Raw genomic sequence first — 13,944 nt, 5'->3', positions numbered from 1 at the left:
AGCCTCTCAGCCGATCACCGCAGCCGGGTTACAACGCCAACGTTCTCGATCGAGGCACTAGATGACAGTGCTCGACCAGCCGCAGCCGGGCAGAGGCAGCCAGTCCCCCATTGCCTACCATGGCGCAACATTCTTCGAGAAATAGACGGCTTACCATTCGGCGAGACTGCGTGCTATCGACGCGGCGACGGGATCTGTCGGGTGCGTTGCAAGGAACGCGGCGAGGCCTCGCAACGCAGTCAGGGCCTGGTCCTGCCGTTCCGGCCACTCACCCGACGGGTGCACTGCTGCTGCGGTTTTTGCGGCGGACCGCAACCTGCTGGCTTGATCTCGACCGGTGACCACCATCAGTTTTCGCGCGGATCCTGTCGCGGCGGTTGATCCCGACGGGGCGCCGTCAAATGTCGAGGGCGGAGCGACTTCTTCGGGATTGCAGTCCACGGAGGCCCTTCCGTCGTGTCTAAGCAAGGCGATCGACGCAGAATGTACCCGATAGAGCGGCCGAGAGCCATCAGATGAGATCCGCCCGAGCGTTAAGAGGGGACCGCCGCGCAGCTTCAGGGCATCGGGCGAACTCGGCGGGGCGGCCTCGACGTTTTCAGTCCGACCGGGGCACCTGTCTAACCGGTTCCGCCTGCAATTCTGAGAATGCGACCCGCATGTAAGGGGCCCGGGGACGCCCGCCTTGTGCCGAAACCAGGTCCATGGAGGCGACGAGGCGGTCGTCACAGCCACATGCTCGAGCAGTTCGCCCGGGAGTTCCAGCAGCTCTACCCGCGCGCGAAGCTGCTTGCCGCATCCAGCGCCGACCTCGTCAAGGAGAAGCGGCGGGCGTTCGTGGCGCGCGTGACTACCGGCGACTGGGACCCGGTGATCCTGACCAGGACGGCTTTCGAGCGGATCGCGATGTCCCCCGCCGCCCAGGCCGGCTAACTCGACGCCCAGCTCAGCGAGCTGCGGGAGGCCCCTCGAACGCCAGCGCAGCGAGGGGCCACCCGCAGCACCGCGCTCGCGACGTCGCTGCTCCCAGCACGTACATGCCCAGGCCGGCCGAACACCCTCAAGCAGCTCGAAACCCGGCTGCTCAACGCCGAGGAGAAGATCAAGGAACGGCTGGCCAAGGACTACGACCCGGCCGTCACCTTCGAACAGACCGGCATCGACTACGTCGTCGTCGACGAGGCCCACGACTTCAAGAACCTCCACACCGCCAGCCGGATCCGCCCTGCGGCGATCGAGGGCTCCAACCGGGCCGCGGACCTGGAGATGAAGATGCACTACCTGCGGCGCCGCCACGGCCTGCGGGTGGGCACGTTCGCCACCGCCACCCCGATCGCCAACTCGATCACCGAAGCCCACGTCATGCAGCGCTACCTGCGCCCGGATCTGCTCGAGGCCGCGGGCGTGCTCGACTTCGACACCTGGGCCGCCACGTTCGGGCAGACGACCGCCGAGATCGAGATCAGCCCCGACGGCGGCACCCCGCGGCTCAAGGCGCGGTTCGCGAAGTTCCACAACGTGCCCGAGCTGCTGCGGATGTGGTGGGTCTCCGGCGATGTCAAGACCGCCGAGGACCTCAACCTGCCGCGCCCGGAACTGTTCGCCCGGCCCGAGGACGCCAAGCGTCTCCCCCGGACCGTGATCGTGCCGGCCTCGGCCGAGCTCGTCGGGTTCATGGGCGAGCTGGCCGAGCGTGCCGAACGGGTCCGCAGCCGCGCCGTGCGCCCGCAGCAGGACAACATGCTGCTGATCTCCAGCCACGGCCGCGCTGCGGCCCTGGACCTGCGGCTGGTCGGCCTTCCGATGACCTCTGGCGATTCGAAGCTCGAGGCCGCCGCCGACACGATCGCCGACATCTGGCGCGCCCACCGCTTCGCCCGCCGCGACGGCACTGTCCACCCCACGCCGGGTGGCTTCCAGATCGTCTTCTGCGACCTGAGCACCCCCAAGGCCGACGAGTGGAACGCCTACGACGAGCTGCGCGCGCTGCTCGCCACCCGAGGCGTGCCCGAGGAATGGGTGCGGTTCATCCACGAGGCCCGCAACGACCGCGAGAAAGCCGAGCTGTTCGATGCCTGCCGCAACGGCGAGGTCGCGGTGCTGATCGGGTCGACGGGCAAGATGGGCGTCGGCACCAACGTCCAGGCCCGCGCGATCGCGCTGCACCACCTCGACTGCCCGCGGCGGCCGGCCGACCTCGCCCAGCGCGACGGTCGGGCCCTGCGACAGGGCAACGCCAACACCGAGATCGGTATCTACCGCTACGTCACCGAGGGCTCGTTCGACGCCTACAGCTGGCAGACCGTCGCCCGCAAGGCCAGCTTCATCGCGCAGGTCATGCGGGGCCGGCTCGACCTGCGCGAGATCGAAGACATCGGCGATGCCGCGTTGTCGTTCAACGAGGTCAAAGCCCTCGCCGCGGGAAACCCGCTGCTGCTGGACAGGGCCAAGGCCGACGCCGAGCTGACCCGCCTGGAGCGGCTGGAACGAGGCCACCAGCAGAGCAAGGGCCGGCTCCGGTTCGCCATCGACGGGCACCGCCGCGGGATCGACCGGGTCACCGCCGAGCTCGCCGCCCTCACGACCGCGATCGACGCACGGCGCGACACCCGCGGCGAGGCCTTCTGCATGCGCGTGGACGGGCAGACCTTCACCGACCGCGCCGAGGCCGGCAAAGCTCTCACCGACCGGCTGCTGCTCGCCTGAGCAACTGTGGACGATCAGGCAATTCCCTAGGGCGGTGATCAAGTTATTCCCTAGGCGGTCTGGTCCGTGGTTGTGTTCTACCCGGCTTCTTGCTCTGCGGCCAGCGGGACACGGCCGGGACGCTTGCGTGGTCGGTAGCTGGCGCCGTTCATGTGGATGTGGTGACTGGTGTTGATCAACCTGTCGAGCAAGGACTCGGCGACGACCGGGTTCGGGAACAGCGGATACCAGTCGACCGGGGAGCGGTTGGACGTCAGCACCAGCGACCGTCCGGCGCGTTCGTTGATCAGCTCGTAGAGGTCGTCGGCCTGGGCGGCGGTGAGTTCGCGCATGCCGAAGTCGTCGAGGATCAGCACGGCGGGGCGGGCGAGCTCGCGCAGCCGGCGGGCCCAGCTGTGATCGGCGTGGCCGCCGGCGAGCTCGGCCAGGACTCGGCTGGTCTTAGCGAACCGGACGTCGGCGCCGTGGCGAATGGCCTGGTGACCGAGGGCCTGTGCGACGAAGGTCTTGCCGACTCCGACCGGCCCGGTGAGGATCACCGACTCGCCGGCGTCGAGCCAGCGCAGCGCGGCCAGGTCTCGGATCTGCGCGGCGGGCAGCTTCGGGTTGGCGTGGAAGTCGAAGCCTTCCAGGGTGACCTGTTCTTCGAAGTGGGCCCGGCGCAGCCGGCGCGCGAACGCGGCCTGGTCGCGGCGGGCGACCTCGTCCTGGCAGAGGACTTGGAGGAAGTCCAGGTGGCCGAGCTCGCCGGCGCGGGCCTGAGCCAACCTGGCGTCAAGGGTGTCGAGCATCCCGGACAACTTCAGCGCCCGCAGCGCCCCGCGCAGTCCGTCGTCGGCGCTCACCGCTGCCGCGCCTTCGGGTGTGAGCTCTTGGTGCCAGGGACGGACGCGATGGACAGGGGGACGACGTTCGCGGACGTGGCGGTCGAGGGGACGACGTCCGCCGGGGACGCGACGACGTCCGGCGGGTCGGCAAACAGGCGCTCGGGTCCATGCAGGTGCGCGGCGGCGCCGCCGTCCCCGGAGGCGCGGACCACGGCCCGTGCCTCGGTGCCCGCGGCCAGGATGCCCTTGACGGTGCGGTAGGTCGGGTCACCGACCTCGACCGCGCGGGCGCAGGCCGCTTCCAGACGGGCCGGCCCGTAGCGGTCGGCCAGCCCGAGCACCCCCTGCGCGGCGCGCAGCCGGAACAGCGCGTTGACCTCCAGCAACTCGTCGACCACCCGGGTGCAAGCGTCGCCGACCTCGGCGGCGCGGTCTCGACACCAGGTTGGAGTGCGCATGTGGAACGCGATCTTCTCCGGCGGGTAGTCGGCCGTGTCGGTCTGTCGTCCCCACGGCTTGGTGACATGGGTCTTGACCAGCACGCCGTCGTGGAAGATCTGCACCGTGGTCGGGGTCTCGCGGACGTCGACGTGCTCGCCGATCAGCCGCCAGGGCACCGAGTAGAGCGTCTTCTTCCCGACCTTGACGTGGATGTCCGGGCCGACCTTCGGCCGCGACCACGATGCGAGTTCGAACTCGCTACGCGGCAACGGCAGCAGCGCCGGCTGCTCGACCGCCGCGAACACCGCCCCGGGCGCGGCTCCGTCCAGCGGCCGGCAGGCCCGGGTGCCGGCGACCTCGACACACCAGCGCAGCGCCGCGGCCTGCATCTGGGCCAGGCTGGCGAACTCACGGCCGCGCCAGAAGCTGTCCCGGACATAGGGCATCGGGCGCTCCACCCGCGCCTTGTCCCGCGGCTTGCGCGACCGGGCCGGGTCGATCAGCACCCCGTAGTGCTCGGCGAGCTCCCCGTAGGACCGGTTGAGCAGCGGGTCGTAGAGATCCGGACGATCGACCCCGGTCTTGAGGTTGTCGGGCACTAGCCGGGCCGGCGCACCTCTAATATGCGGGTCTCGTTGTCAAGTCCTCCGTCCTAGTGCAGTCAGGATGCGTGGTCGTCGAGACGGGCCAGGAGCCCGTCGAAGATCTGCTTGCGAGCAACCTGTCCCTTGTTGGCGGCGTCGTCGCGCTGGCGTTCCAGGGTGGGGCGGAACTCGATGGTGGTGACGAAGAACGTGCAGGACTCGCAGATGGACTCGAAGTGGCAGTCCATCTCGATTGGTCGGGCGCAGTAGCCGTTGCCGAGCATCCGCCGGTGCACCTCGGCTCGGAGCTTGCGCATCTCTGAGCCCTCCGCATCCGCGGGCAGGTGCTTGGGCGCGTCGTAGAGGGCCTCGACGCGCTCGGAGACCGCGAAGTACTCGTCTGCGACGGTTCGGTTGGCGATTCGGGCATAGACGCGTGTCATCGAGAGCGATCGGTGGCCGAGCAAAGCCGCGATGGCCTCCAGCGACATGCCCCGGTTGATCGCTTGAGTGGCCAGCGTGTGCCGCAGCTGGTGCGGCGTGACCCGGCCCAGGCCGGCGCGGTCGGCGGCGTTGCGGACGGCGGCCTCGATCCGGGAGGCGTTGACCGGCCTGCCGTGGTCGGTGAACAGCAGGTCGGAGCGTAACCCCTCGGGCCGGCGGGCCAGCCAGTCGTCGATCAGGGCCTTGAGCTGCGGGTGCAGCGGGACGTAGCGGTCGGTGTGCATCTTGCCGACCGGGACGCGCAGCCAGTAGGCCGAGCCGATCTGCACGACCGCGTCGATGGTCAGGCCGAGCATCTCCGAGCGGCGCATTCCGGTGCGGGCCAGGATCTCGATCGCCAGGCGGGCAAACGGGTCTGGGTCGTTTCGGGCAGCTGCGAGCAGCTTCGCGGCGGCCGCGTCGTCCAGGAACCGGGGCAGGGGTTCGTCGGCGATCGGGAAGTCGCTGTCGAACACCAACTGCCGAGCCGGGCGGTCCTCGGTGTCCCACTCGTCGAGGCGCCGGAAGAAGCCCCGCAGTTTGCTCAGCCTGTCCCGGACGGTGTGTCGGTGCAGGGGCCCGCCGCGGGCGGCGGGGCGTTCCAGCAGCCAGGTCTTGTAGCGCTCAATGTGCTTGCGGCGCAGGTTGGCGACGCACCGGGTCTCGGGATCCTCGGCGGTGACCAGCAGCGCGAACTCCCGCAGGGTCAACTCCGCGTTCTTCACCGTGCCTGGACGCAGCGTGGTCGTGATCTGCTGCAGATAGTCGCGCATCGTCGTCGCAATGGCGGTGGGGACCCGCGCCCACTCCAGCTCGCGGACGTCGGCCCGGTCCGGGCTGCGGCGACGCGGCAACGAGTCGGACAGCCCGGCGTGGAAGAGCGTGGCCTCCAGGTTGAACAGCGATGTCGACAGGGCCTTGGCGCCCCGGTTGGGGATCCGGTGGGCGGCTTCCAGCAGCAGGCGGCGTCCCTCGTCCCAGTCGGCCTGGACCAGATCCTCCGGCCGCTTTCCCGCCACCGCAGCCAGATGGGCCAGCAGGTTGAACTGCCCGTGCGCGAGGTGGTCGCGGAAGCCCAGCATCCGCGTGGTCTCCATGAACCGCAGGTGCAGCTCCGGGTCGACTCGAGCCAGGATGATCCCCAGCCGAGGCCGGCGCGCGACCAGGTAGTCCGCGCCCGGACGCAGCCGCCCGGTCACCGCGAGCCAGCCGATGAACCGGTGGGTCTCGTGGTTGAACGCCAGCTGCTGGTCCAGCGGCAACATCGAGAACGACGCCAGGTCGGGCACCCTCGCCAGCAGCGCCCGCGCCCCCACCGCACCTTGTGGTCGGTGCCCATGCCCTGGGCGGCCCGATGCGCCAGATACGACGCGACGAGATCGGGCCGGGCCATCGGAAGCGGCCGAGGCATCAAGGCTCCCCTGGCCCTGCTTGACGTCCCGGCTCGGCGAGGTCCGCGTCGATGGCGGCGGCAGCGTCAAGATACTGCTGGACCAGCCAGGCGTTAGCCAGGTGAAGGTAGACGCGAGTCGACTCGATCGAACGGTGCCCGGCCTGGGCCTGCACCGCCTCCAGCGCCATCCCGGCCTCCCGCAGCCGGGTCAGGCAGGTGTGCCGCAGCTGATGGCACGTCAGCTTCGGCAGGCCCGCGCGCCAGCGCGCGCCGTGGACGATCTCATCCAGCCCCGCCGCCGTCAGCGGCCGACCGCGTGTCGGACCGCGCAGGACCACAAACAGCCGGTCGTGATCCACCGCCGGTCGCTCCCGATCCAGGTATTCCCCGACCGCGGCGAAGAACTGGGCGGAGACCGGCACCAGCCGCTGGTGCCCGCCCTTGCCCTCCGCGATGAACACCCGCCGCTCCCCGGGCGAGAGGTCCGGCAGCCGCAGCGCCAGCACCTCGCAACGCCGCAGCCCGCCCAGCAGCATCGCCAAGACCATCGCCCGGTCCCGGTCGGTGTTCAAGACCCTCAGAACGGCGTCGACCTCGTCCGGCCCCAGCACCCTCGGCAGCGTGCGCGGTGTCCGCAGCAGCGGCGCGCCGCGGGTCGCGCCCTGCCGCCGACCGGCAAGACCCGACGGCACCGGATTGCGGTCCACCGCGACGTCGTCCCGCGTCATGAGATAGCCGAACAACCCCGAGACGCTTGCCAGCCGCCTCTTGATCGTCCGAGCCGACAACCCCGCCTCACCGTCCTCCAGCCGCACCACCTTCACACCACGGCGCGGCGCCCGCTGGGCGGTGATGAACGCGAAGATGTCCGCGGTCACCACAGCCGCCGGCTCCTTGCGCACGACGGTGAAGAACACCTTCAGGTCGTAGGCGGTAGCCAGCAGCGTGTTCGGCCGCCCCCGCGACGCGACGAACGCCAGGTAGTCGTCAAGAAGGGCATGCCCAAGCGACACCGAGAGCTGGCCAGCGGCGTCGACTCGGCGCACCAACCTCGGTTGCCAGACCACGCGCGCTCCTCGGCAGGACGGACGCCCATCCTCGCCTGCGCGACTCCGAGAACGCGGGTTCGACACCCGCATAACCGTCGAAGAATGCGAACGCGTCCACGTGGGCCCGGGTCCACTCCCGCTGGTCCATGGTCAGCACCGGGCGCACGAACATGTGTCGTGAGCAGGCCAGGACCAGCACGAACGCCCACACCGCCCGTCGACGGCCGGACTGCGGGTCGATCCACATCCCGAGCTTGCCGTAGTCGACCTGGCCCTCCGAGCCCGGCACCACGTCGTCCGGGCGCAGCACCCGTACCTGCTGCCGGCGGGACTCTTCAGGCAGGTTCGCCCGCACCCAGCGGCGCAGGCTGGCCACCGACGCCTCCAGGCCCCGCTCGTCACGCAGCCGCTGGTGAATCGTCGCCACCGTCACCGCCGCCTCGAGCTGGGTGACGATGTAGTCGCGGTGGGGCTCGATCTGTGGCCAGGACACCTGCCGCAACGTGGTGTCGACCAGCTCCGGGAACCACTCCCGCACCCGCCGAGCCCACTCGGCGGACGGCACCGGCGGCCCGCCCGGGACGAACCCGGCGGCCTCGGCCGGGGCCAGATACTTGCGCACCGTCTTTGGGTCCACCCCCAACGAGGCGGCCACCTCGGTCTTTGGCCGCCCCGCATACCAGTGGACCAAGATCTCGGTCACGTCGATCACGGTGAAACTTCTCCTCGCCATCGCGGGTCCCTCGCCGTCGACACACACGTCGACCGCGCAGGCTGGGCACTGCGAGGACCTGGCCCCCGACAACACGCCGCAGCGCGTACGTCGTCCCCACGGGAATTCCGTGATCGCGGTAGGGAATTACGTGATCGCGACACCCACTCGAGCAGGGAATTTCATGATCGCCGACACAACACGACCGTCGGGTCCGAGCGCATCCTGCGCGGCGTCGCCGAGCTCGGCGCGCCTGAGCTTCGACGCCACGCTCTGGAACAACCGCATCCAGGTCGGCTACGAGCTGCAGGTCTCGGGCCTGCAGGGCAGCCCGGTGACCGGGTCGCGCGCACAGCTGCTCGAGTCCAAACCGCACGGCCTTGCAGTCCGTATGGAGAACCGGGTCGCCGGCCTGGATAAGTCGCGTGCCGACGCCGAGAACGCCGTGCAGTCCGCACACGAGGAGATCTCACGAGCCGAGGCCCAGCTCGACGCGCCCTGCCCCCACGCCGCAGCCCTCGAGGAAGCTCGCCACGTGGCCCGCGACCTCGACCGGCAGATGACCGAGTGGGCCGCGGAGCAAGAGCCGTCCCCGGCTGAGCCTGCCGCCGGGGAAAGACCCACCGTGGCCGAGGCGCCCGGATCGGGGCTGCTGCATCCGGCTGCGCGGGCCGCGGCAACGCTCGCCCCGCCGCCGGTTTCGGAGCCGCGGCACACGGCCGGGCCAGCGCCCACGAACGCTTACGCAGGGCCGGTCCCGTCGCCGCAGACCGCCAATTCGCTACGCCACTCGGGCACGGACCTCTCGTCACGGCGGTAGCCGCGGTCACGCCCGGCGGCAGGACATGCCGGCCGCCACGGGCGTGAGCAGCTCCTCGGGATCGAGCCAGTTGCGCGCGCTGCTCGACCCAGTGTCGGTCCAGCGTCCACCGACCAACCGGCCCGTCGACCGGCTCCGGCCGGACAGCTAGTCTAGCAAGCTAGGGGCCGAGGATCAGGGGCGCGCCGACGAGCCGGCCTGCGGCGGCGAGGAAGGCCGCGGTGAGCCAGCCGAGACGGCGGGAGTGGCGTGGCGGGTGCATCAGCACCTCTTCTGCGTCAGAAGCCCGGACGGTTCCTCTGGTGGGAACGAGCACCGGCGCAAAGGGTCACGGCCGACACGTCACCCGTGTCGCTCGACAGCCGCGCCCTCCACCGGGCGCGCTGAGCCGGGAGGCGCGGTCGGTCTTCGGCTACGCAGCCCGCCACGGCACGGGTTCGTCCTTCTCTCCTCGGCGACGCCAGCACCGGGCCGGCCGAGGAGGGCTCACCGCGCGGGCGGTGGCACCGGGCCCCGATCCTTGCCGGTGGTGGGCGACGGCGGAGTCCGAGCGACCCGACAGATCAACTCGCGGACGTGGTACCGAACTTTCGAGGCCGGCCCCCGCTCCATTTAGGTCCAGCGCCGCGAACCCCTCAGCGTTGAACGCGTGGATCACATTCCGCGCGTACTGCGGCTTCGCCGCGAACATCGCCGCCGCTTCTGTGGCGCTGCGGCCCTGCGCCGATGCGAGCACGATCCCCGCCCGACGTAAACGGACCCGGTCCCGCGCCGTCCTGGTGATCTTGACCAGTCGCTGCGCCCTCGTCCGGGGTCAGCTCCCCACGAAGCCTCGGGCTGTCGCGCCATGCCCACCACCTCCGGCGCACAGCCTCCAGCGCCGACCGGGACTGATCAAGCCGACCCGGTTACCTCCCCAACCTTCCTGGACGAGGCACTAGAAGCCAGATCCGGTAGCCGAGTCGCGAGGCGGTGGGGCGCACGTCGACGAGGCTGCCTGCCGCGGATCAGACGGAGACGGAGGTAACGATGTTCACATCCAAAGTATTACAGGCTACAGATACTCCAGCCTATGAACTTTATCCTTGATGATAGTCAAGTCCCCTGATAGAAAGCTTATGGACACCAGACAAAGGAGTCGGCGATGTCGATCACGTCCCGACCGAGCGTCAGGAGGCTGCGCCGCGTTGCTGCCGCCTTCACCGCCGCGGCCATCGCCGTGGCCCTCACCGCGTGCAGCGGCGGGAGTGGGACCGCGGACGGCAAGCTGCGCCTCAATATCGGGGTTCAGTCACTGGTTCTGCAGACCTATTACCCGCAGCTCGCCGACGCGCTCGGCTACTTCGACGACGAGAACCTGGACGTCACTATCACCGTCGGGGAAAGTACGGCGAACTCCGTGCAGGGACTCCTCGGCGGCTCGATCGACGCATACCTCGGAGGCCCCGAGGGCATCGTCGCCTCCCAGCGGGGAGCAGACCTGAAGTTCGTCGCGGCGGGCGCCAACCGCTCGATCTGGAACGTCGTGGCCCGACCCGGTACCACGTCGTTCGCCCAGCTTGCCGGGAAGCCCATCGGTGTCTCAGCGGTGCAGTCGATCAGCAGCGTGACGATGCGACAGGCGATGGAGGCCAACGGGGTCGACGGCGCGAAACTCGACTACATCGTCGCCGGCGGCACGGCCAAGCGCTTCGCCGCCCTCCAAGCGGGGCAGGTGGCCGCCGTGCCGCTTGGCATCCCGGTGAACTACCAGGCGGCCGAGACCGAGGGCTTCGTCGACCTGGGCAACACCAACGACGTCGGCGCCCCGCCGATCGTGGCCGCCGTGGTCACGGTCGAGAGGGGTTGGGCCGAGAAGAACGCCGAGGCACTCACCCGGTTCCTGCGCGCCTACCAGCGCGTCATCAACGACCTGTATGACCCGGCCATGACCGAACGCCTGGTCGACCTGACCTCCAAGGGCCTGCAGATCGAGCCCCGCTACATGGAGCGCGCGATCAGCGACTTGTTCTTGACCGGGCCCCGGGTCGGCCAGTCGATGCCGAAGGACGTTCACATCGACCCGGCGGGCCTGCAGGTCGCCTCCGACGCCTTCCGCGAGTTCGGGAGCTTCCCTGACCAGGTGGACCCCACCCCGATGATCGACCAGTCCTACCTGGAGGCCGCCCAGCGCAGCCTGATAGAGAACCCGCCCCACCGGTGACCCGGCACCCCGCTCGAGATGGAGGAAGCAGGCGCCATGCAAACCCTCGAACCAGCGGCTCGTGACCGCAGCCTCCCCGCCCGCCTGCTCGGTCTGGGCGCGCGCCCGTCCAATGTCTCGACACCGACAGGCCGGCAACGCACGGCGCGTCAGGCCTCACTACGCCGAGGGCTGATCGCGGTGGTCGCGGTGTTCGCGGTGTGGGAGATCGCGGTCCGCGTCTTCGAGCCGAGCACCGTCATCATCGTGGGACCGTCGTCGATCGCGCAGTCGTTCGGGGACCTGATCGTCAGCGGCGAACTGCTCAAACACTTCACCGTGAGCATGACGCAGTTCGCCCTGGGCTACCTGCTCGCCGTCGTCATAGCGATCCCGTTGGGGTTGTTCATGGGCGCCAGCCGGCGCGCGCACGACTACGGCGACCCGTGGCTCACTGCGCTCTATGCCACCCCCAGCGTGGCACTCGCACCGCTGTTCGTCGTCTGGCTGGGTTTCGGCGACGTCGCCCACGTCGCGATCATCGCGCTGGTGGCGTTCTTCCCGGTCATCATCAACACCATCGACGGCGTGCACGCCGTCGAGCGCGACCTGCGTGAGGTCGGCATCGCGTTCCGCGCGAACCGCCGCGAGGTGTTCGCCCGGATCGACCTGCCGGGATCGCTGCCCTACATCTTCACGGGACTGCGCCTTGCCCTCGCCAGGGCGCTGGTCGGCGTCGTCGTCGCCGATCTCTTCGGTGCCCAGGCCGGGCTTGGCTACCTGATCCTCACCAGTAGCCAACTGTTCCAGACCGGCAAGGTCTTCGTCGGCGTCATCGTGCTGGCCGCGCTCGGTGTCGGCTTCACCTGGGGCCTGCGCTCCCTCCAGAAGAGGCTCACCCCCTGGCAGGTCGAGGTGAAGGGACAGTCATGAGCAGAACTGACGCGAAGCCCGACGACGTCACCGACAGGGGCGGCGTGCTCGTCCGCGGCGTCGGCAAAGAGTTCTCGAGCCCGACGGGGGAGCCGCTGCGGGTGCTCGACGGAGTCTCGATGGACGTACGCCCCGGCGAGTTCATCTCGATCGTCGGCCCCTCGGGCTGCGGCAAGACGACCCTGCTGCGGATCATCCAGGGTCTCGATGACGCCGATAGTGGCGAAATCCGCGTGGCGGGGGCAATGCCCGGCCAGGGACCCACGGGCTTCGTTTTTCAACGCGCGTCTCTGTTCCCGTGGCGCACGGTGGAGCGCAACGTCGCGTTCGGACTGGAACTGGCGGCGCTCAAGGACGAGCCGAGCCGTCCTTCGTCGAAGAAGGAGCGCCGCGAGCGCGTGGCCGGGCTGCTCACCCTCACCGGTCTCGCCGACTTCGCCGACTACTACCCCACCCAGATCTCCGGCGGCATGCAGCAGCGGGTCAACCTGGCTCGGGCGCTGGCCATCCAACCCTCGGTGCTGCTCATGGACGAGCCGTTCAGCGCGCTCGACGCGCAGACGCGCGAGAAGCTGCAGCGCGACCTGCAGCGAGTCGTCGCCAAGACCGGTACCACCACCGTTTTCATCACCCACGACATCCGTGAAGCGGTGTTCCAGGCCGACCGGGTGTTCGTCATGGCCCCGCGGCCCGGTCGCTTCGTCAAGGTCTACGACATTGACGAGAAGCGACCCCGGCGTGCCGAGTTCCAGCAAAGTGACCGACTCGCTGAACTCGCTCGCGAGATCTGGGGCCTGCTGCACCGCCCGAAGTCCGAATCTGTGCTCTCAGCCGCGCCGGCAGCGTCGTGAGGACCTGTCCCCGGGGCGTGGGCGACCACCGTGGGTGAAGCCCTCGCCCTGCTCTCGCTGCTGCTGTTCAGCACGAACGTGCTGGTCGTCAAGATCGCCTCCCCACGCCTGGGTCAGGATGTCGGCTTCCTGCTCGGGCTGGGCAGCAACGTGGTGTTCGCTTCGCTCCTGTTCGCCGGAGAACTGCTCGTGCGGCCGGACCCGTTCGTCGTCGAGTGGGGTCCGTTCGCGATGTTCGCGGTCGGCGGGCTGTTCACGGCCTACCTCGGTCGACGCTTGTTCTTCCGCACGGTGCAGACGATCGGACCGTCGCGCGCGAGCGCTCTGCAGATCACCAATCCGGTGTTCGCAGCTTTGATCGGTTGGGTGTTCCTGGGTGAGTCGCTCGGGGCGGCCGGCGTGGTCTTCGTGCTGCTCGTCATCGGCGGGCTGTTCCTGACATCGCAGGTACCGGCGCAGAACGCCGCGCCGATACCGGCCGGGACCGGCGGGATAGCACCCACCGCGACGCCGGTGAGGACCGCGCTGCCGCGTGCCGAGATCGCATTCGGCCTGACCGGGGCGGTGTCCTACGCGATCGGCAACGTCATCCGCAGCAGCGCCGTGCGCCACTGGGATCACGCCGTGTTCGGCGGCCTACTTGGCGCCTTCTGCGCCACGTTGGTCTACCTCGTCGTGCACACCAACCTACGTCGGCTGGCGCAGCGGCTGCGCTCCGCGCCCCGCTCGGGATTGTGGCTGTGGGGCTTGTCCGGCGTACTGACGATCTCCGCGCAGATTTCGCTCATCGCATCGACCCGGACGATCCCGGTGGCGGTGGGCGTGGTCGTGGCCGCGGCCATCCCGCTCATCGTCGTCCCGGCATCGGTCGTGCTGTTCAGCAACACCGAAGGCGTCACCGTCCGGACTGTGACCGGGATCGTCCTGATCTTCGGTGGCGTCGCCGGACTCATCCTGACCTGA

The 13,944-nt window shown here is 69.5% G+C and carries 12 protein-coding genes and 1 pseudogene; 7 read left to right on the top strand and 6 right to left on the bottom strand.

Annotation, left to right across the window (positions count from 1 at the left end):
- The first annotated feature begins 735 nt into the window (after positions 1 to 735).
- Positions 736 to 933 (top strand): hypothetical protein, encoded by a 198-nt coding sequence (locus PSD17_RS25200; RefSeq protein ID WP_339124824.1) that lies wholly within the window; start codon positions 736 to 738, stop codon positions 931 to 933.
- A 333-nt stretch (positions 934 to 1,266) separates the two neighbouring features.
- Positions 1,267 to 2,706 carry a helicase-related protein gene (locus PSD17_RS25195; protein ID WP_339124823.1) on the top strand — a complete coding sequence of 480 codons (1,440 nt, stop codon included), beginning with the start codon at positions 1,267 to 1,269 and terminating at the stop codon, positions 2,704 to 2,706.
- Between the two features lie 77 nt (positions 2,707 to 2,783).
- Here the strand turns inward: PSD17_RS25195 and istB are convergent, their stop codons facing one another.
- The 5 genes and pseudogenes from istB to PSD17_RS25170 form a co-directional block, all read right to left on the bottom strand.
- Positions 2,784 to 3,551, bottom strand: a complete 768-nt coding sequence (istB, locus tag PSD17_RS25190; protein ID WP_013675362.1) for an IS21-like element helper ATPase IstB — start codon at positions 3,549 to 3,551, stop codon at positions 2,784 to 2,786.
- Positions 3,548 to 4,591 (bottom strand): annotated as a pseudogene (locus tag PSD17_RS25185) (Mu transposase domain-containing protein); the annotation flags it as partial. The gene istB and the pseudogene PSD17_RS25185, both read right to left, overlap by 4 nt.
- A 44-nt stretch (positions 4,592 to 4,635) precedes the next feature.
- A complete protein-coding gene (locus PSD17_RS25180) occupies positions 4,636 to 6,357 on the bottom strand; it encodes a tyrosine-type recombinase/integrase (protein WP_013675570.1) in 1,722 nt (573 codons plus the stop codon).
- 94 nt (positions 6,358 to 6,451) lie between these two features.
- On the bottom strand, positions 6,452 to 7,501 hold the full coding sequence (locus PSD17_RS25175; protein WP_041759782.1) for a tyrosine-type recombinase/integrase: 1,050 nt from the start codon (positions 7,499 to 7,501) through the stop codon (positions 6,452 to 6,454).
- Positions 7,422 to 8,186, bottom strand: a complete 765-nt coding sequence (locus PSD17_RS25170; RefSeq protein WP_233899065.1) for a hypothetical protein — start codon at positions 8,184 to 8,186, stop codon at positions 7,422 to 7,424. Before PSD17_RS25170 ends, PSD17_RS25175 begins: the two co-directional genes overlap by 80 nt.
- 10 nt (positions 8,187 to 8,196) lie before the next feature.
- Here PSD17_RS25170 and PSD17_RS25165 point away from each other — a divergent pair, with 10 nt between their 5' ends.
- Entirely contained in the window at positions 8,197 to 9,015 is an 819-nt protein-coding gene (locus PSD17_RS25165) for a hypothetical protein (protein ID WP_339124822.1), read from the top strand.
- Positions 9,016 to 9,427: 412 nt separating this feature from the next.
- On the opposite strand, the gene PSD17_RS25160 is transcribed toward PSD17_RS25165, so the two are convergent.
- On the bottom strand, positions 9,428 to 9,751 hold the full coding sequence (locus PSD17_RS25160; RefSeq protein WP_339124821.1) for a helix-turn-helix domain-containing protein: 324 nt from the start codon (positions 9,749 to 9,751) through the stop codon (positions 9,428 to 9,430).
- Between the two features lie 408 nt (positions 9,752 to 10,159).
- Here PSD17_RS25160 and PSD17_RS25155 point away from each other — a divergent pair, with 408 nt between their 5' ends.
- The 4 genes from PSD17_RS25155 (at position 10,160) to PSD17_RS25140 (ending at position 13,944) form a co-directional block, all read left to right on the top strand.
- The gene (locus tag PSD17_RS25155) at positions 10,160 to 11,218 is read left to right on the top strand and encodes an ABC transporter substrate-binding protein (protein WP_339124820.1); all 1,059 of its coding nucleotides are present in this window, start codon (positions 10,160 to 10,162) and stop codon (positions 11,216 to 11,218) included.
- 180 nt (positions 11,219 to 11,398) lie between these two features.
- Positions 11,399 to 12,130 (top strand): ABC transporter permease, encoded by a 732-nt coding sequence (locus tag PSD17_RS25150; RefSeq protein ID WP_339124819.1) that lies wholly within the window; start codon positions 11,399 to 11,401, stop codon positions 12,128 to 12,130.
- Complete coding sequence (locus PSD17_RS25145; protein WP_339124817.1) at positions 12,127 to 12,981, top strand: ABC transporter ATP-binding protein; 855 nt, start codon at positions 12,127 to 12,129, stop codon at positions 12,979 to 12,981. Before PSD17_RS25150 ends, PSD17_RS25145 begins: the two co-directional genes overlap by 4 nt.
- 30 nt (positions 12,982 to 13,011) lie before the next feature.
- Positions 13,012 to 13,944 carry a DMT family transporter gene (locus PSD17_RS25140; protein ID WP_339124816.1) on the top strand — a complete coding sequence of 311 codons (933 nt, stop codon included), beginning with the start codon at positions 13,012 to 13,014 and terminating at the stop codon, positions 13,942 to 13,944.

This window comes from Pseudonocardia sp. D17, from assembly GCF_036984265.1.
Lineage (GTDB): Bacteria > Actinomycetota > Actinomycetes > Mycobacteriales > Pseudonocardiaceae > Pseudonocardia > Pseudonocardia benzenivorans.
Note: the sequence above shows the minus strand (reverse complement) of the source record. Positions and strands in the feature narration are given on the sequence as shown.